14 protein-coding genes are annotated in these 17,467 nt (G+C 52.9%); 4 read left to right on the forward strand and 10 right to left on the reverse strand.

Going from position 1 to position 17,467, the window contains the following annotated elements; all coding sequences use genetic code 11:
* Positions 1-30: 30 nt before the first annotated feature.
* From R3196_RS00820 to ccoN, 8 genes are read right to left on the reverse strand one after another with little or no spacing between them, the layout of a single operon-like run.
* Positions 31-690: a sulfite exporter TauE/SafE family protein gene (locus tag R3196_RS00820; protein WP_318934706.1), complete on the reverse strand. Its 660-nt coding sequence runs from the start codon at positions 688-690 to the stop codon at positions 31-33.
* Positions 680-880, reverse strand: coding sequence for a cbb3-type cytochrome oxidase assembly protein CcoS (gene ccoS, locus R3196_RS00825; protein WP_318934707.1), 201 nt, complete (start codon positions 878-880; stop codon positions 680-682). Before ccoS ends, R3196_RS00820 begins: the two co-directional genes overlap by 11 nt.
* Entirely contained in the window at positions 880-3,312 is a 2,433-nt protein-coding gene (locus R3196_RS00830) for a heavy metal translocating P-type ATPase (RefSeq protein ID WP_318934708.1), read from the reverse strand. Before R3196_RS00830 ends, ccoS begins: the two co-directional genes overlap by 1 nt.
* Before the next feature lie 2 nt (positions 3,313-3,314).
* Positions 3,315-3,812, reverse strand: coding sequence for a FixH family protein (locus tag R3196_RS00835; RefSeq protein WP_318934709.1), 498 nt, complete (start codon positions 3,810-3,812; stop codon positions 3,315-3,317).
* 55 nt (positions 3,813-3,867) lie between these two features.
* Positions 3,868-4,815: a cytochrome-c oxidase, cbb3-type subunit III gene (ccoP, locus tag R3196_RS00840; RefSeq protein WP_318934710.1), complete on the reverse strand. Its 948-nt coding sequence runs from the start codon at positions 4,813-4,815 to the stop codon at positions 3,868-3,870.
* Entirely contained in the window at positions 4,808-4,999 is a 192-nt protein-coding gene (locus tag R3196_RS00845) for a cbb3-type cytochrome c oxidase subunit 3 (protein ID WP_318934711.1), read from the reverse strand. Before R3196_RS00845 ends, ccoP begins: the two co-directional genes overlap by 8 nt.
* Position 5,000: 1 nt before the next feature.
* Complete coding sequence (gene ccoO / locus R3196_RS00850; RefSeq protein ID WP_318934712.1) at positions 5,001-5,621, reverse strand: cytochrome-c oxidase, cbb3-type subunit II; 621 nt, start codon at positions 5,619-5,621, stop codon at positions 5,001-5,003.
* Between the two features lie 15 nt (positions 5,622-5,636).
* Positions 5,637-7,091, reverse strand: coding sequence for a cytochrome-c oxidase, cbb3-type subunit I (gene ccoN / locus R3196_RS00855; RefSeq protein ID WP_318934713.1), 1,455 nt, complete (start codon positions 7,089-7,091; stop codon positions 5,637-5,639).
* A gap of 337 nt (positions 7,092-7,428) precedes the next feature.
* Here ccoN and R3196_RS00860 point away from each other — a divergent pair, with 337 nt between their 5' ends.
* Entirely contained in the window at positions 7,429-7,728 is a 300-nt protein-coding gene (locus tag R3196_RS00860) for a hypothetical protein (RefSeq protein ID WP_318934714.1), read from the forward strand.
* On the opposite strand, the gene R3196_RS00865 is transcribed toward R3196_RS00860, so the two are convergent.
* Entirely contained in the window at positions 7,700-10,831 is a 3,132-nt protein-coding gene (locus tag R3196_RS00865) for an efflux RND transporter permease subunit (protein ID WP_318934715.1), read from the reverse strand. The genes R3196_RS00860 and R3196_RS00865 overlap by 29 nt on opposite strands.
* On the reverse strand, positions 10,831-11,931 hold the full coding sequence (locus R3196_RS00870) for an efflux RND transporter periplasmic adaptor subunit (RefSeq protein ID WP_318934716.1): 1,101 nt from the start codon (positions 11,929-11,931) through the stop codon (positions 10,831-10,833). Before R3196_RS00870 ends, R3196_RS00865 begins: the two co-directional genes overlap by 1 nt.
* Positions 11,932-12,164: 233 nt before the next feature.
* On the opposite strand from R3196_RS00870, the gene R3196_RS00875 reads away from it, so the two are divergent.
* From R3196_RS00875 to R3196_RS00885, 3 genes are all read left to right on the forward strand, one after another.
* Entirely contained in the window at positions 12,165-13,202 is a 1,038-nt protein-coding gene (locus R3196_RS00875; protein ID WP_318934717.1) for an efflux RND transporter periplasmic adaptor subunit, read from the forward strand.
* Complete coding sequence (locus tag R3196_RS00880; protein ID WP_318934718.1) at positions 13,202-16,288, forward strand: efflux RND transporter permease subunit; 3,087 nt, start codon at positions 13,202-13,204, stop codon at positions 16,286-16,288. Before R3196_RS00875 ends, R3196_RS00880 begins: the two co-directional genes overlap by 1 nt.
* A gap of 200 nt (positions 16,289-16,488) precedes the next feature.
* Complete coding sequence (locus tag R3196_RS00885) at positions 16,489-17,466, forward strand: HlyD family secretion protein (protein WP_318934719.1); 978 nt, start codon at positions 16,489-16,491, stop codon at positions 17,464-17,466.
* Position 17,467 lies beyond the last annotated feature (1 nt).

Raw genomic sequence — 17,467 nt, forward strand, 5'->3', positions numbered from 1 at the left:
GTGATAACTATTGCATGTGGGAAAAAAGCGTCAGGAAAGTAGTGGCAGCTGCCGTATCGCGATCAGCGCCACCCAGAGAGCATAAACAATCAGAAAGCAGCCCATCAACTGGCGAAACCCGCGGGCTTGGAGAAAACTTTGCAGGGCCCGGCTGAACCAGCCAAAAGCGAACATCGCGGGCAGGGTACCCAGCCCGAATAATGCCATATAAAGCGCGCCATTGAAGGCTGAACCACTCACCGCCGCCCAGCTGAGCGCGCTGTAGACCAGACCACAGGGAAGCCAGCCCCAGAGCATACCAGCGACCGCGGTGGCGGGTAGGCTGCGGGTTGAGCGGAACTTAACCGCAAGCGGTTGTATGGCCCGCCATAGCGGTCGGCCGAGCCGCTCGATGCGCTGCAGGCCCAGCCACCAGCCACCAAAATACAGGCCCAGGCAGAACAACAGCAGCGCGGCCAGCAGGCGCAGGTAAATGAAGCCATCAGGAGTGACCTGAGTAATGTTGGCGGCCGCAGCGCCGATCAAGGCACCAGCGATGGTGTAGGAGCCTATCCGGCCAAGGTTATAAATGAGTAGTCGTGGTACGGAAGCTTGCTGACCCAATGCGCCGGCCAGGCCGCCACACATCATCAGGCAGTGGCCTGATCCGGCCAGTCCCATCAGCAGAGCAGCCAGGGCATCAATCGACATCAGTATCCCGCTTGCGTTGCGCTGGTTCTTTGCCCGGGCTTTCTTTTGGGTCATCATCGTCGAGTAGCACGTTCATGCCCTGACGCTCAAGATCTTCAAACTGATCGCTACGGACCGCCCAAAAGAACACACCAATAGCGATGATGACAAACAATACAGCGATAGGGATCAGGATATAGAGACTGTCCATCAGCGGTATAACCTCAACGAGTTAGCCAGCACAATCAGTGAACTGAGCGACATGCCGATAGCTGCGATATAAGGAGTAACAAAACCGGCCATGGCAACGGGAAGAATACCGATATTGTAGACTAATGCCCAGATGATGTTCTGGCGCAGGATACCGCGACTACGAAGTGCAACCTGCCGGAATTCGAGCACGGCGCCAAAATTATTGCGCATCAGCATGACGTCCGCAGTAACCCGGGCTAAATCGGCAGCGTGGCCAAAGGTGATCGAAATATCTGCCTGAGCAAGTACCGGACCATCGTTAATGCCATCGCCGATCATCATTACCGGATGTTGCTGTTGGGCAGCGCTGACCACACTGAGCTTGGTATCCGGCAGACTATCGGCATAGACTTTGCTAATACCCAGCTGCTCAGCCACCGGCTGCGCCAGTTCGGCGCGGTCACCAGTTAGCATAACCACTTCAATACCCGCCTGTTGCAACTGCTCAATACTGGCCCTGGCGTCGCTGCGAATTTGATCGCCGACATGATATTCCGCCAGCAAATCCTGTTCTGTGGCTACAAAAATCTGGCTTGCCGCAGTCGCTGGCGTAAATTCAGGATGCCATTGGCGGATAAACGACAAGCTGCCGATCCGAACGTTAAGCGATTCGTTGTCTTGCGCCCAGACTCCACTCAGACCCTGACCCGTATGGTTCACCACAGCACTTACATTGGCAGGGGTGGCGGTCAGTTGCCGCAGCGGCTGTGCCAGCGGATGCTCTGAGTGATGTTCCAGGGCCTGTACCAGCGCCCGGATGGTGTCCTCGCTGAAGCGGCCGCTGATAATATGTTCATGCTGGAGCGAGAACTCCCCGGTGGTCAGGGTACCGGTTTTATCAACGAATACGGTTTTGATGTCCTGAATGATATTGAGCACGTCGGCATTACGCAGAACCACGCCGCGGGTATTAAGATTATGGATAGCCCCTGTTACCGCGGTGGGCGCGGCTAGTGCTAAGGCGCAGGGGCAGGTTGCTACCAGTACTGCCAGAGTAACCCAGAAGGCCTGCTGCGGATCAATAAAGGACCACACCAGGAAGGTTATCGCGGCGACGATAAGCAGCCGGATAACAAAGGTGCTGGCGAGCTTTTCCGCCGCCTGCGCAAGACGCGGTTTGCGCGACAGCGCCAGATCTTTGAGCGCTACGATACTGGCCAGCACGGTTTCCTGTTGGGCTGCGGTCACTTCAATCCGCAGCGGCTGCTGTTGGTTAATGCTACCGGCTAAAACAGTAGTGCCGGCAGGTTTTTGTACCGGCCGGCTTTCGCCGGTCAGTATAGCTTCATTTAAAGTCGCGGAATGATCCAGCAAAATACCGTCGGCGGGCAAGGTGGCGCCGGGGGCGACCCGGATGATTTGACCGGGACTGAGGTCGCTGACAGGCACAGTCTCGATATCGTCGCGAGCGGTTTCGCGCTGGGCCAGAGCCGGCACCAGCTTAATTAAATTAGTCGCGGCGCTGATGGCTTTCTGGCGGGCAAGTAGCTCAAGATAACGTCCAATCAGCAGTAAAAAGGTAAACATGCTGACGGATTCAAAATAAACTTCGCCATGGCCAAGAAAGGTGGCATAGGCACTTGCGCCGTAGGCACCGAGCAAGGCTATGCTAACCGGCACATCCATATTCGGGCGCTGCGCCTGGATACTGCGCATAGCACTTATATAAAAGGGCTGTGCGCTATACAGCAGTACCGGTGTCGCCACCACCAGGCTTATCCACCACATAAATTGGCGTAAGCTGTCATCCAGGTCACTGACCACACCAAAGTACAGACCCACCGCAATCATCATTACCTGCATGGTGGCAAGGCCTGCCAGGCCTAAGCGTCTGACATAATAGCGGCGCCGCTTTTTGAAATCCTGCTCCTGGGTAGCAGATTCAAAGGGTAAGGCCCGGTAGCCAAGGCCAGCAATGGCCTGCAGAATCCGACTGAGCTTGATCTGGCCGGCATACCAACTGATATAAACACGTTCGGTAGTGGCATTTACTTTAACGCTGGCAACGCCTGCCAGCCGCTGAACATGATGCTCGATAAGCCAGGCGCAGGCAGAACAGGTCATCCCCTCTACTGACAGCGTCATTTCACGCTGGCGGCCCTGGTCTGTGGTGCGGGTGAATTGTGCCTGCAGACGTTCGTCGTCATAGGCTTGCAGCTGCTGAAGCTCTTCGGGTAGCAGCGGGATCTGCAGCGGATTGGTGGTATCCCGGTAAACATAAAAATGCAGTAATTTCTGTTCGTTTATGGTCTGGGCTACGGCCTGACAGCCATAGCAGCAGACCGCGACATCCTGATCGGCCAACCGCACGCTGTAGCCGCCATCAGCGGGCAGCGCCTGTAAGCAGTGAAAACAGGTTCCGGCAGGAACCTCAGGGAGCTTGATAGCCATTGCTAGACGCCATAGGTGAGGGGCCGCAGTATAACTTCTTTTGCTGGTAAACTAATGGTCTGGCTCAGGCGCCAGGCGCGGGTATAAGGGATCACGGTAATGGTAAACTTACCTTGCTCCGCAGTTTCCGGCAACTGGCCGCGGAACACGCCCTGGGCATCGGCGGTGAGTACCTGGCTGAAGTCTTTTTCGGCCTGGGTCGCATGATAAAAGCTCACCGTCAGTGCGGTTAGCTGCTCCGGTCGTCCGCTGTTAAAGCGAATGGTGAATTCCCGGTTAGTCTGGGTGTAGAGCAATTCGATACCTAATTGCTGCGCAGCCTGAATCTTTTCTACTTCTGCGTTAATTCCGCGTCCCTTTTTATAATAGTTGTCGACTACCATGGGGTTGTCGCCATAACTATCAGCAATAATCAGAGTGATGATCATGGCAATGATCACCGAAAACGGCAGTGACATAAGAAACCACGGCCAGAACTGTTTATACCAGGGTTTAGACATAAAACCGTTACTACCTCGTTATAGAAAAAACCCCGCCGAAGCGGGGTTTCTCAAGTTACTGCGACAGCCCGTAAACATATGCACTGATTACGTGCACTTTGTCCTCACCGAGAATATCTTTCCAGGCCGGCATCACGCCGTTACGACCATCCCGTAAGGTTTCTTCTACCGCTGCCTGAGAACCGCCATACAGCCAGATGTTGTCGGTCAGGTTGGCAGCGCCAAGTTGTTGATTACCTTTGCCGTCCATACCATGGCAGGCAGCACATACAGCGTAGTTTTGTTTACCGGCAGCGGCAAGGTCAGGGTCAACCTTACGACCACTGAGACTCAACACATAAGTAGCCAGTTCGGTAATCTGTTGCTCCGAGAACTGCTCACTCCAGGCTGGCATCTGGGCGATGCGGCCGTACAGCAGTGAGTGTCTGATAGCTTCCGGGCTACCGCCCCAAATCCATTCGTCGTCGGTCAGGTTAGGGAAACCTTTACCGCCCATGGCATTGGATCCATGGCACTGGGCGCAATTCTGCAGATACAGGCGCTGGCCAATTTTTAAAGCTTCGGTGTCTTTTGCCAGCTCTTCAATGGGTTGTTGAGCGTAGGCGGCAAATATAGGGCCAAAAGCCTCTTCAGCCTGCTGAACCTCGCGATCGTACTGAACGATAAGACCTGCCTCGCGGTGTGCTTCGGTGGCAGCCTGTGATTCTTCCAGCGAGCGAACGTCCTGGTTTGAACTACTCCAGCCCAATAAACCTTTAAAGTTACCGAGGCCAGGGTAGAGAGCCAGGTAGATAAAGCCCCATACGATTGTGATCCAGAACAGGTAAGTCCACCATTTTGGCATTGGATTATTGAGTTCGACGATGCCGTCGAAGTCATGATCCATCAGCTCGCCTTCTTTAATGCCGGTGTAATTATGCATATTCCAGCGAAGCAGCCAGATAATACCGACCAGAAAGGCCAGGGTCAGTAGGATGATCCATGCACTCCAGAAGCTACTCATTATTCTTTGACTCCTGCTTTGTACTTTCTTTGGTGGTTGAGGTTAGTTCATTCTCATCAAAAATTGACTTGGCTGCATCATCAAAACGCCGCTTGCGACCTTTGCTGTACGCCCACCAAACCACACCGATAAAGAGTACGAAAACCAATATAGTGTATAAACTGCGCCAGGTGATGTAATCCATATTAATTACCTTGCTGTTGCAAGCCTGTTCCCAGCACCTGCAGGTAAGCAATCAGAGCATCAATTTCAGTCTGACCTTTTACGCTGGCACGGGCGTTGGCAATATCTTCATCCGTGTAAGGAACGCCAAATTTACGGAAAGTTTCCATTTTCTTAGCGGTCAGTTCACCATCCAGGGTATTTTCCGCAAGCCAGGGGTAAGCTGGCATGTTGGATTCAGGTACTACATCGCGAGGGTTCATCAGGTGCACATAGTGCCACTCATCACTGTAGCGACCACCGACGCGAGCCAAATCGGGGCCTGTCCGTTTGGATCCCCATAAGAAAGGGTGCTCCCAGACGTGCTCACCCGCCAGCGAATAATGGCCATAACGTTCTGTTTCGGCCCGGAATGGGCGAATCATCTGGCTATGGCAATTATTACAGCCTTCGCGAATGTAAATATCCCGGCCTTCAAGCTCCAGCGCTGTGTATGGTTGCAAGCCGATTACCGGCTCATTAGTCTGCTTCTGGAATAACAGCGGGACAATTTCAACCAGACCACCGACCGAAATGGCTATGGTTAAAAGAATTGCCAGCCAGCCAACATTTTTTTCAACAAAATCATGTTTCAGGTTTTTCATAATGATGCCGACTCCTTATGCTGGCTTCGTTGTAGGGTTAGCTGGCACAACGTCAATACTTTCGACAGTAGGCTTACCGGCGCGGATGGTCAGCCAGACGTTGTAGGCCATTAACAGCATACCCGCGACAATAAACAGGCCACCGGCAAAGCGGATGAACCAGAACGGGTAGGAAGCCTCAACACCTTCAATAAAGCTGTAGGTAAGAGTACCATCAGCCGAGTTTACCGCGCGCCACATCAGACCTTGCATAACACCGGAGATCCACATCGAGACGATGTACAGCACCACCCCAATGGTGTGTAACCAGAAGTGGGTGTTGATCCAGCGCACGCTGAACATTTCTGTCTGGCTCCAAAGACGCGGAATCATATAGTAGAGCGAGCCAATGGTGATCATCGCGACCCAACCCAGGGCGCCTGAGTGAACGTGCCCAATGGTCCAGTCGGTGTAATGCGACAGCGCGTTAACCGATTTGATTGCCATCATCGGGCCTTCAAAGGTCGACATGCCGTAAAAGGACAGCGATACGATCAGGAAGCGCAGGATAGGATCGGTTTTCAGTTTATGCCAAGCCCCCGACAAGGTCATAATGCCGTTGATCATGCCGCCCCAGGACGGTACGAACAGGATTACCGACATCACCATACCCAGCGACTGCGCCCAATCCGGCAGGGCAGTGTAATGCAGGTGGTGCGGACCAGCCCAGATATACAGGGAAATCAGGGCCCAGAAATGAACGACCGAGAGACGGTATGAATAAACCGGGCGCTCAGCCTGCTTAGGCACAAAATAGTACATCATACCGAGGAAGCCAGCGGTCAACAGGAAGCCTACGGCATTATGGCCGTACCACCACTGCACCATGGCATCGATGGAACCTGAATAGAGGCTGTATGATTTAGTAAAAGAAACCGGGATAACCATACTGTTGACGATATGAAGCACGGCAACAGTTACAATGAAGCCGCCATAGAACCAGTTAGCTACATAGATATGTGGTGTGCGGCGACGTACCAGCGTGCCGAAGAAAACAATAATATAAGCGACCCAGACCAGAGCGATCAGAATATCGATCGGCCATTCCAGTTCCGCATATTCCTTACTTGAAGTCAGCCCCATCGGCAGCGTGATGACCGCGGCCACAATCACCGCCTGCCAGCCCCAGAAAACAAAGGCGGCCAGGCGATTAGAGAATAGTGCCGTGCGGCAAGTCTTCTGGACAATGTAAAAAGATGTACCCATCAGGGCCGAGGTACTGAAAGCGAAAATAACTGCATTGGTATGCAACGGCCGCAGGCGGGAATAAGTTAGCCATGAGGTGTCGAAATTCAATACCGGCCAGATCAGCTGAGCAGCGATTAATACGCCCACTGCCATGCCGATGATTCCCCAGATGACAGTCATCACGGCAAATTGCCGGACAACTTTCAGGTTATATTCTACTTTGTATGGACTCGTTTGGCTCATCTTATGTTTCCGCGGCTTATGCTCTGAGTGAGAAACAGAGTAATATGACTAAAAATTAATGCTGCTCGGGATGCTGCTCGGACAGTGCAACAAACCGGCGCATTTTACGAGGAATACCCACAAAAATACAGGCTAAAACGTGCGAAATATCAAGTCGCGATACTGCCTGAGTAAAAATTATTCAAACCCACGGCAGCGCTGCCCGTTGAGAAACTATGTTATGAACTTAAAAACACTTTTGATTATTGGTTCTCTGGTATTGATAACGGTTAACTGTAGCCCTCAAACGACAACACAGCAAACCCCCAATATCGACCATGCCTATGATAACCCCAGGGTGACATTATTTCCAGAACAGCCGCAGGTTGAGCGGCCGCTAATCATCTTGCTTGAGCTTCCGCCCGGTGTTGTCCCTTACGATAGCCGGGTGTCGGGCATGAATATGAACATGGGGCATATGCCGTTGCAGTGGCAACAGACAGCGTCTGGTTCATGGCAGTCTGAAATTATTCTTGGCGCGTGCACTGAACCCGTCATGCAGTGGCTGGTGACAGTTCCGCTCACGGGGGATGTGGGTGCCTTGCCAGCAGTGTATCAGTTCATGTTCATTACTGACGCCACCGCTCACGAATCTTAAGGATAGTCACTGTCAGCGCCGGTAAGGTCGTGAGCGTCACTATGGTTGCGCCAATCAGGCCAAATAACACGATAGCGCCAACTCCACGGTAAAGTTCTGTACCCTCGCCGGGTATAAACACCAGTGGTGAGAGGCCACAACCCGTCGTTATGGTGGCAATCGCGATCGGACGGATACGTGAGTCCACAGCTTCTCTGACCGCCTCGACAATGTTCTTGCCAGCTTCGCGGGCATTCTCAACCGATCTATGCACGATTAAAATAGGGTTATTGACCACTGTTCCCATTAAAATTAAAAAGCCTAACATCGTAATCATATCAAATGGCTGGTTAAGTTCGCGCAGGCCAAACAGCGGCAATAATGAACCAATACCGTTCATTAGTGCCAGACCAACGAGGCCGCCGGCGACACCAAGCGGGATGGTTGCCATGATTAGCAGCGGATAGCCCCAGTGGCTGAAGATGGCAACCAATAGCAAGTATATAATCACCAAGGCGACAATATAGTTGGTCGAGAGCTCGGCCTGGGTTGCGGCTAGTTGGTCGGCCGCGCCGGAAATGCTGGTGGTGATATCCGCCGGGATCACCCCTTGATCACGCAAGTCACCAACCACATCGTTGATTACAATCTGCACGCCCTGCTCAAGTGGAATGTCCTGGGGTGGGATAATATTTAAAGTTACGGTACGACGGCCGTCCACACGGCGAACAGTGCTGGTATCAACGGTTTGTACGATTTCAGCCAGCGATGACAGGGGAACCGGCCCGCCAAGTGGGCCATACACCGGCAGATCAGGTAACTGATCGAGCTGCTTCTGGGGTCCGGCCGAGCTATAAAGAAAAATATCGATTTTATCATCGGCCATAAAAAACTCATTTACGAAGGCGCCGTCAGTCAGCGCCGCGACCAGGTAACCAAAGTCTTCAGCGGTTAAGCCCAGCTCCTCAAGCCGGCGCCAGTCAGGCCGCACCTGCACTAAAGGCTGGGCCAGGGATAGTGCGGAGGGCTGCGACTGAATACGGGGATTTTCCAGCACCTCGTCGGCTTTGCGGTAAGCGGCGAGGGCCACCCGGTAAACAGCTTGCAGATCAGCCCCGGAGATATCCAGATTGACACTTCGGGTGCCGCCATCATTACTGCTGATTATTGAGCCTTTCGAAGCAAAGGCGCGCATGCCAGGGTAACTTTCGTATTTGCGGGTAATGATATCCATCAACGGCTGGATCTCTGCATCGACCTTGGTCTCAGCAATTATCATGATGCTTTCCGGCGATACATTAAGCGTAAAGGTCATTAACGCCGGGATATCGACTTCGCCTTTAGCGTACTGGCCGGCGTCATAGTCGAGCGCCGGTGTAAAGTAGTCCCGTAGCTCGGCAGCAATATCGCTCATGGTTTCGAGGTTATAGCCTGGCGGCGCACTCATGGTAGCAAAAGTCTTAGCCTCTTCGCCTTCAGGCAGATATTCTGCTGGTGGCGTCAACCAGAATACGATGGCACCGCTGGTGACCAGGGTGGCGATAAGGGTTGTGACACGCGCCTTGCGCGAGCTGAAGCTGCGCGCAAAACGCTCCACAGCGGCATCTTTCAGACCTGAGCCGGTCTCCTTTACTTGGTCTGGAAAATCAACGCGGGCCAGTAGGGTTGGCACCAGAGTAATGGCCACCAGCATCGATACAAAAATCGCTGAAGCTATGGCGATCGCCACATCAGAGTATAACTGCCCGGCTTCTTCCTGAATGAAGACGATCGGCAGGAATACCATAATGGTGGTCAGAGTTGCCGCTAACACCGCTGGCCACACCTGACGCACGCCGGCCACAGCAGCTTCAAAGCGTTTCATGCCTTGTTTACGGGCCAGTTCTATACTCTCCAGCACCACCACCGTGTTATCCAGCGTCATTCCGATCGCAAAGGCGACACCCGCCAGTGAAATCACGTTAATGGTGCGGCCGAACAGTAACAGGCCGAGGAACGCGGCAATCGTACAAATCGGAATGCCGAGTACACCGACCGCGGTAATCTTAACGTTGCGCAGAAACAGATACATAACCAGGGTGGCAAAAACAGCACCCAGCGCCAGATTCTTCAGGACGTTGCTAACCGAGGCTTCTACGTAGCGAACATCATCAGAGGTGAGTTCGAGAATCATCCCGGCAGGTTCGAGGACCTCCTTATTGATACGATCGACTTCCTCCTGCATGGCATACTTAATGTTGATAACATTTGAACCAAGTTCACGCTGAACCTGCAGACCAATAACCGGGTCGTTACCGTTCCAGGACTCTGAGCGCAGTTCATAATGGTCAAATACAACGGTTGCTACATCGCGTAGTCTGGTAATCTGGTCGCCTTGCTGCGCTATCACGGTGTTTTTTAATTCTTCAAAGTCATCGTAGCGACCCACGGTACGCAGCAGATAGCGGCGCTTACCGCTTTCTACTTCACCAGCAGAGGTATCCTGGTTACGGTTAAGAATAATATCTCTGACCCGGGTAACCGTAATGCGGCGATTAGCCAGCGCCTGCGGGTCGAGGTGGATCTGAATTTGCCGTTCAGCTCCACCACTTACAGTAATTTGCGAAACGCCATCTACTGATGACATGCGGTTGCGGACGTTGTCCTCGACAAAATCGCGCTTCATGACCATATTCAGTTGTTGCGGATTGCCGGGCAGGGGGCTGACCCGGTAATACATAAAGGCGTTACTTGAGAACGACGCAGCGAAGATCCTCGGTTCATCCACATTAGCGGGGTAGTCGCGCACCTGGTTCAAGGCGTTATTGACCAGGATCAGGGTTTCGGTGACATCGACACCAAAGGGAAAATCCAGCTCTATGGTGGCCTGTCCGCTTACAGCGGTAGCGGTCATGCGTTGCAAATTCGGAACGTTGCGCAGGTACTCTTCCTGCTCGATGAGGATTTCCTTTTCAATATCCTGTGGCGTGGCGCCAGGCCAAGTGGTCTGCACTGAAATAGTGCGTACTTCCAGGTCGGGTATCATCTGCACCGGGATCCGGAATGTGGCCACGACGCCAAGCACCACCAGGATCAGGACGCCAACGGTCATAATGATCCCGCGGCGAATGATGGGTTCAAACATTAATTCGTTGCTCCATCTGTTTCACCCTTGTCCTCGACGATTGCCAGTTGCTGTTTAGGCTGCAGGGCCTCATTACCGCGCACGACTACCGTATCGCCCTCGCTCAGCCCACTGATAATTTCGACCAGACCGTCAAAGGTTCGGCCGATTTGCAGAATTTGTTGCTCAGCGTACGGTGAGTCGTTCTTATCGTATTTAACCATCCAGACGGCGATGCGGCCGTCCGGATACCGCAGGATCGCATCCCGCGGCACCACCAGGCCCTGTTGTTCTAGTTCAAAGCGGAATATCGCAGTAAGGGGAGCACCCACGATGGCTTGCTCTGGTAATGCAGGCTCTGGTTGCACGCGGACCAAAAAGGTACGGCTGGGAATGTCTGCTACCCGAACAATGTCAGTTAACTCGCCACTGAAGCGCGTATCCGCAGTGCCGGACTGAATTTGCACTGTCACTTCATTATTAATGAGACTGGCGGCATGCTCGGGCAGGTAGAAATCTGCGTAGACCTGCTCAAGATCAACTAACTGATAGACGGTATCACCGGGATCGAGCCATTCACCGGCTGTGACATGGCGCTGTGCAACGATACCGCTAAAAGGTGCCACCAGTTGATGGTAGTCAGCAATAACGGCAATGCGAGCCCGTTCAGCCTGCGCGGCTTCAGCTTCAGCCTGGGCCGCGGCATATCTGGCGCGAGCGCGCCTGACTTCGCTGGCAGCGACGTTATCCTGTGCCGCCAGGGTGAGCAGCTCACTGAGTTGCTGTTCGGCGTCGTCAGCAAGTATTTCAGCTTGTTGTTCGCGTGCTTCAGACAATGCCAGTTCACGTTGAACCAGCTTGTCATCAAGTTGCAGTAACAATTGGCCGGCACTAACGCTGTCGCCAGCGTCCGCCGTGGTATGCTGCACTGCACCCGCGGTTTTCACGCTGATTTCAGCGTTACGCAGACTGACTAATGAGCCGCTGGCGTTAATCTGTTCAATGATAGCCTGACGACTAACCTGTGTAACGGCTACCTTCGCCTGATCCTGGCTCTGCACCGGCAGCGATGCGCTTAGGAATACGAGGTACAGTACTATTTGAGTAGTCCGTATTTTCATAGACAAGCGGTGTCCCCATACTTGTGGTTTTATTGGTCTTAAGTTTAATTCCTACGCAGGCACTACGAAATATGATCAAAATGACGACATTCCCGGCCAAATTGTGAAACTGGCGTATTAGAACCGCTGTTCATCGAACTTAAGCATTTTTTTGTGATCGTATTTGCTCAAATAGACCTATTAAACGAATCGAAGACTATAAATCTGAATTTTTTATCAAGGATAGACCATTTATGAAGTTGTTTGGCCGATTAGGATTAATCATCGCTTTGACCTGTGCGAGTGTCACGGGCACAGTTGCTCAACAATGGGGTGGCGAGAGGTCTGCGCTGGTTCTGGTTCAGCCGCTTGGTTTCGAACGAGCGGAAGAGCGGGTTGATGCCGTAGGCTATGCGGAAGCGACGCGATCCGTTGAACTATTCCCGGCGGTAGGAGATTTGGTGCGGGAGGTGACTTTTAGCGCCGGAGATCTGGTCGAGCAGGGCGAGCTGTTGGTACAGTTGGATAACCGCCGTCAGAAAATCGCACTGGAACGCGCTAAAATTGAATTAGCTGACGCCGAACGAACCGTCGAGCGTCTGCGCCGCACGCGCGAGCAGGGCGCTATACCTCAGAGCCAACTGGATGACGCCAGTACCATTCGTGATTTACTGAAAGTCGCCGTGGATGAAGCCCGCACTGCGCTTGAAGATCGCGAGATCAGAGCCCCGTTTGCCGGTTACGTCGGTATTACTGACGTCGAAGCGGGCGACAGGATCACCCCACAGACATTAATTACCACCCTGGATCAGCGCGACCAATTGTATGTAGACTTTGCCGCCCCGGAACTGGCGCTGCCACTGCTGCAAGAAAACGCGAGTTTGTCGGTGCGCCCATGGAACCGGCAGGCCAAAGCGTATTCTGCTGAAATCGTCCATATCGATTCACGTATTTTACCTGGCAGCCGTACCATTCGCGTGCGGGCTTTACTTAATAATGAAGAAGACACATTCCGACCCGGTATGAGCTTTCGGGTCAGTGTTGCTTTACAGGGGAATAGTTACCCGGTTATCCCTGAAGCGGCATTGATGTGGGGTGCTGAAGGCGCCTATCTGTGGATTGTCGAAGACAACAAAGCGAAGCGAGTGGATGTTGAAATCAAGCAACGGCTGGAAGGCAGGATCCTGGTATCCGGTGACTTGCAACTCGGCGATTCGCTAATCGTCGAAGGTGTGCAGCAGTTGCGCGAAGGACAACAGGTGCGAGTTGAACAAACCACGGAGATCAATTAATGAAGTGGGCTCCGCAATTAAATGACTTACCTTCAATGGCCATTCGTCGGCCGATTCTGATTATTGTTCTGAACTTGCTTATTATTATCGCTGGTTACGCTGCTATAAACGGTGTTGAAGTTCGTGAACTGCCGGACGTTGATCGTCCTCTGATAACGGTATCAGCCAGTTATCCCGGCGCGGCACCTGAAACAGTCGATACTGAAGTAACAAGCCGCCTTGAAGGAGCGGTTGCCCGGGTCAGTGGAGTGAAGTCAATCCGAGCATCCAGTGAAGAAGGCAGCTCCCGTATTGTGGTCGAGTTTCGGCCGGGCATAGATCTGGATAACGCCGCGAACGAAACAAGGGAATCGGTTAGCCGGGTTCAGCGCCAGTTACCCGAGGAAGTTGAGAACGTCGCCATTATCAAGGCAGACAGTGATGCTGAATCGGTGGTGTCATTAGCTATCTCAAGCGACACCCTGAATCTCGAAACACTGACCGAGCGCGTCGAAACCGACCTGGCGCCAAACTTCCTGAGTATTCCCGGGGTTGCTGATGTTCGCCTCAATGGCGATCGGCGCATGGTATTACGGGTCGTTATCGATCCGCTGCGGCTGGCCAGCTATAACCTGTCCGTTACGCAGCTGGCAACGGCCTTACGGCAAGCACCTTTTGATGTGCCCGCTGGTAGCCTGAAATCCACCGACCAACAGCTGATCGTTCGTGCCGATGCCAGTTCGGTGACGGTTAAAGATGTTGAAGAAATCGTGGTTCAGGGCGTCACCCGGGTTGGTGATGTGGCTACGGTATTTTTTGGCCCAGCGGACGCCAGCAGTATGGTCCGGTTAGATGGTAAGCCGGTGCTTAGCCTGGGTATTATCCGGCAGGCACAATCTAATACCATCAAAATTTCTAACGAAGTGCTGGCGCTGGTCGAGCGACTGCGCGATCAATACCCGGAACTCGAAATCCAGCTTACTTCGGATGATGCGAAGTTCATTCGCAGTTCGGTCGAAGAAGTGATCACCTCCCTTGGCCTGACTATCCTGCTGGTTATCGCCACGCTCTGGGTATTCATTGGTTCCGGCCGGGCAACAATAATTCCGGCGCTGGCAATACCCGTCGCACTGATTGGTTCGATTGCAGTGATCTGGGCGCTGGGCTTTTCGATTAATATTCTGACCCTGTTAGCGCTGGTATTGGCGACCGGTTTAATTGTTGATGATGCCATCGTGGTTTCTGAGAATATTCAGCGCCGCCGTGGCATGGGGCTGGGCGCACGAGCCGCAGCAGTTATCGGTACCAGGGAAGTCTTTTTCGCGGTCGTTGCGACCACCGCGGTACTGGTGGCGGTATTTGTTCCTATTGCCTTCCTGCCATCAACAGCAGGGCGGCTATTCCGTGAATTTGGCGGGGTATTGGCGGCGGCGGTAATTATTTCTTCTTTTGTCGCCCTGTCACTGGTACCCGCTCTGACTGCCCGGCTACCGTTAAAGAATCAAAAAGAAACACGTCTGCAGCGGCTTGGAAACCAATTCAGGGACCGCTATACCCGCACATTAAACTGGGTACTTAATAAAGCCATTTGGGTATTTGCGGTCAGCTGTCTGATTGCAGGTACATCAGTGTGGTTTTATACCCAGATCGATAATGAGCTGATGCCAACGGAAGACCGTGGCACCATTCGGATTTTCGCGCGCGGGCCTGATGGCGTTGGCCTGAACTTTATGGATCGGCAAGCGCGGAAAATGGAAGAGATTTTACTGCCTTATGTAAATGGCGGAGCTGTTGATAGTATCAATACCACGGTTGGCCAGTGGGATCCGAATCTGGTTTTTATTACGGTGCGGTTAACCGACTGGGAGCAGCGATCACGGAGTCAGCAGGAAATTATCGACGAGATCAGTGGTCCGCTGGGCAATATTCCGGGAGCCCCGGCCCGCGCGTTTGGCTCCAATAGCCTGAATCTGCGCGGGCAGGGTGGTGGACTGGAGATCGCCCTGACCGGGGAAACCTATGAAGGTATTTTTCAGGCGGCGCAGGATTTCAGCAACATAATTCAGCAAAACATGCCGCAAGTGGGGTATCCACGTATTTCATTCCAGCCAACCCAACCGCAACTGCGGGTGGTTATTGACCGGCAGCGTGCCGCGGAGTTGGGTGTGCCGCTGAGCGACATATCTACGACCTTGCGGGTAGCTATCAATGGCGATGATGTAGCGGATTTGAATATAGGCGATCAGGCCGTGCCTATAATGTTGCAGGCTGAACGAACTCAGATTAACGATCCCACGGATCTTGCTAATTTGTATGTAGGTTCAGCTACCGGCGAACTGGTGCCATTGTCGAGCCTGGCGTCAATCGTTGAGGAAGGCGTGGCCGCGGAACTGGAACGGCGCAAGCAGCGCCGGGCAATTGAGATCGATATGCAGATGCCTGCAGACCTGGCACTGGAAGATGTGGTCGAAAACCTGCAGAACCTGGCGGCGGAGCATTTACCGGATAACATAGGCATGGTGTTGCTGGGTGAGGCCGAGGCTTATCAGGAAACCGCGCGCGAAGTGACCATGACTTATGTCTTAGCTTTTCTGATTGTGCTGCTGGTGTTAGCGGCGCAGTTTGAGAGCCTCAATAGTGCGGTGGTAGTAATGGCGACAGTGCCCTTTGGTATTGCCGCGGCATTCTTCGCGCTATTTATTACCGGCACTTCGATCAATATATTCTCACAGATAGGGCTGGTTATGCTTATTGGCCTTATCGCCAAAAACTCGATTCTGCTGGTTGAGTTTGCTGATCAACTGCGCGATCAGGGACAAAGTGTGCGGCAGGCCATCGAAAACGCTGCCGAAATCAGATTACGTCCGATTATGATGACGCTGGTTTCGACCTTGTTAGGCGCGTTACCTTTGATTCTGTCGATTGGAGCTGGGGCTGAAGCCCGGAATTCGATTGGCTGGGTGGTATTCGGTGGACTGGCATTTGCGGTGTTGTTTACGTTGTACTTAACGCCAGTGATTTATCTCGGGCTGGCGCGCTTTACCAAACCGCGTGCTGATGAAACCAATCGTCTTGAGCGGGAAATGGAAGCCGCACAGAGCGACTAATAAGCATAGAAATGGCCTGGTAGTGTGAGCAGTCACTGTTACCAGGCTTTCTTTTATAACAGTCTATTTAACATAATATACATTATGCGCAATCATATAAATGGTGATAGGAACCAAAACAAAGGCCTTCCCTCGGCTTCGTTTCTTAAAAAAGCTGCTAAGCTTTTTAAATAAAATCGCCCAAGCATAAGGAGTTATGAATGCGGCACTCAATGCCGGGACGACTATTACTGGTGGTTGTCACTTTAACCGGGTTATATGCGTGTACACCTGCTGATGAGGATTATCTTGTCGGTACGCTGGAACGCGATCGCATTGAACTTATCGCTGAGCGTTCAGAACCCGTTATCAAACTTCTTGCCCGTAAAGGAGATCGGGTTGAATCAGGAAGTCTTCTGCTGCAACTTGATGCAAGCCGCGCCACTGAACAGCTCAGCGAACTTAAGGCCCTTCGTAATCAGCGGCAACGGCGTCTGGATGAGCTGATTCGCGGTCCGCGTCAGGAAGTTATTGAGCAAACGCAGGCACAGCGTGTAGTAGCGGCAGCTGAATTAGAGAACGCGACAGAGGAACTCAATCGCCTGAAACCGCTCGTTGGTAGCAATTTGGTCAGTGAAGCCGAATATGAGCGTGCTGAAGCGGCTTATCAAGCGGCATCAGGCCGGTACGAGGCTACTGCCGCCGAACTGGAAGCTGTATTGGATGGCACCACCATTGAAGTACTGGATCAGGCGCGAGCGCAACTTGATGCTGCTGAGGCTGCAGTAGCACGTCAGCAAGTTATGCTGGAGCGGCTTAGTATCGAGGCCCCCCGGGCTGCCCGCGTTGAGGCGTTACCCTGGAAACACGGCTCCCAGCCCCCTGCTGGCGCTGTTGTGGCGGTTCTGGTCGCTGAAGATCTCCCTTATGCGCGGGTCTATATTCCCGCAGAAAAGCTCAGCGCCTACAGCCATGGGCAAAAAGTAACGGTGCAAATTAGCGGCTTTGGTGATTATCAGGGCCAGGTGCGTTGGATCGCTTCAGAAGCGGCGTTTACGCCTTATTTTGCCCTGACTGAACATGACCGCGACCGGCTCAGCTATGCCGCAGAGATTGAACTGCGTGACGACCGTGCAACAGAATTACCAACCGGCATCCCTGTTACCGTAACCCCCTTTGCAGCGAATTCAGGAAACTGAT

Source organism: Pseudidiomarina sp. (assembly GCF_033722695.1).
Lineage (GTDB): Bacteria > Pseudomonadota > Gammaproteobacteria > Enterobacterales > Alteromonadaceae > Pseudidiomarina.

Excerpts from the sequence above, each read along its gene's own strand:
- R3196_RS00845 (WP_318934711.1), bottom strand. The coding sequence starts at position 4,999 with ATGGATTACATCACCTGGCGCAGTTTATACACTATATTGGTTTTCGTA.
- R3196_RS00885 (WP_318934719.1), top strand. The coding sequence starts at position 16,489 with ATGCGGCACTCAATGCCGGGACGACTATTACTGGTGGTTGTCACTTTA.
- R3196_RS00875 (WP_318934717.1), top strand. The coding sequence starts at position 12,165 with ATGAAGTTGTTTGGCCGATTAGGATTAATCATCGCTTTGACCTGTGCG.
- R3196_RS00820 (WP_318934706.1), bottom strand. The coding sequence starts at position 690 with ATGTCGATTGATGCCCTGGCTGCTCTGCTGATGGGACTGGCCGGATCA.
- R3196_RS00870 (WP_318934716.1), bottom strand. The coding sequence starts at position 11,931 with ATGAAAATACGGACTACTCAAATAGTACTGTACCTCGTATTCCTAAGC.
- R3196_RS00865 (WP_318934715.1), bottom strand. The coding sequence starts at position 10,831 with ATGTTTGAACCCATCATTCGCCGCGGGATCATTATGACCGTTGGCGTC.
- R3196_RS00830 (WP_318934708.1), bottom strand. The coding sequence starts at position 3,312 with ATGGCTATCAAGCTCCCTGAGGTTCCTGCCGGAACCTGTTTTCACTGC.
- ccoP (WP_318934710.1), bottom strand. The coding sequence starts at position 4,815 with ATGAGTAGCTTCTGGAGTGCATGGATCATCCTACTGACCCTGGCCTTT.
- ccoN (WP_318934713.1), bottom strand. The coding sequence starts at position 7,091 with ATGAGCCAAACGAGTCCATACAAAGTAGAATATAACCTGAAAGTTGTC.
- R3196_RS00835 (WP_318934709.1), bottom strand. The coding sequence starts at position 3,812 with ATGTCTAAACCCTGGTATAAACAGTTCTGGCCGTGGTTTCTTATGTCA.
- ccoS (WP_318934707.1), bottom strand. The coding sequence starts at position 880 with ATGGACAGTCTCTATATCCTGATCCCTATCGCTGTATTGTTTGTCATC.
- ccoO (WP_318934712.1), bottom strand. The coding sequence starts at position 5,621 with ATGAAAAACCTGAAACATGATTTTGTTGAAAAAAATGTTGGCTGGCTG.
- R3196_RS00880 (WP_318934718.1), top strand. The coding sequence starts at position 13,202 with ATGAAGTGGGCTCCGCAATTAAATGACTTACCTTCAATGGCCATTCGT.